The organism is Marinicella pacifica (assembly GCF_014636635.1).
In the GTDB taxonomy this organism is placed as follows: Bacteria; Pseudomonadota; Gammaproteobacteria; order Xanthomonadales; family Marinicellaceae; genus Marinicella; species Marinicella pacifica.
The window spans coordinates 1-749 of record NZ_BMEO01000038.1 but is presented as its reverse complement, the minus strand read 5'-3'; the positions used below and the strand labels follow the sequence as shown (position 1 = coordinate 749).

General features: G+C 39.3%; 1 protein-coding gene. It reads left to right on the top strand.

Features of this window, described 5'->3' with window-relative positions; all coding sequences use genetic code 11:
* On the top strand, positions 1-749 hold a 749-nt coding region (locus IEV16_RS13295; RefSeq protein ID WP_443093967.1), incomplete at both ends, for an IS982 family transposase.

The window sequence follows — 749 nt, the reverse complement described above, 5'->3', positions numbered from 1 at the left end:
TGAATCAAATCAGGACTCCAAAACTATCAGACATTGAGGTGATAGCGCTGATATTGACTGCGGAATATCTGAATATCGATTCTGAAAGGGAGCTGTTTCGGCGTTTACCAAAACGATTAAGCGAGTGCATTGAGCGGTCAGTTTATCACCGTAGAAAGAAACGATTATTCTTTTACATTGAATCACTTAGGGAACAAATGGCAGAGCAAATGACCCAGGGAGAAAACCACTATATCATCGATTCTATGCCCCTTGAAGTTTGCAAAATGAGTCGCTCAAACAGGTCAACTATTTGTCGTGAAGATATCAAAACATCTCCCAACCACGGTTATTGTGCCTCACAGCAAATGCACTTTTATGGTTACAAATTACATGCGGTCTGTTCTTCAGCAGGCGTCTTCAAACACTTTGATTTAACCCCTGCATCGGTACATGACATCCACTATTTGAATGATCTTAAACATTTGATGAGTGATTGCGAACTAAATGGTGATAAGGGTTACTTGAGTCACGATGTACAAATCGATTTGTTTGAATCATGCAATATCAAGTTACATGTGCCTATGAGAAAAAACCAAAACAATTACAAGGAGTTACCTTGGATTATGCGGAAAACCAGAAAGCGTATTGAAACCTTATTTTCTCAGCTTTGTGATCAATTTATGATTCGCAGAAACTATGCAAAATCATTCAAAGGCTTTGCCACCAGAGTTCTTGCAAAGCTCACTGCACTAACCACAATTCAGTGG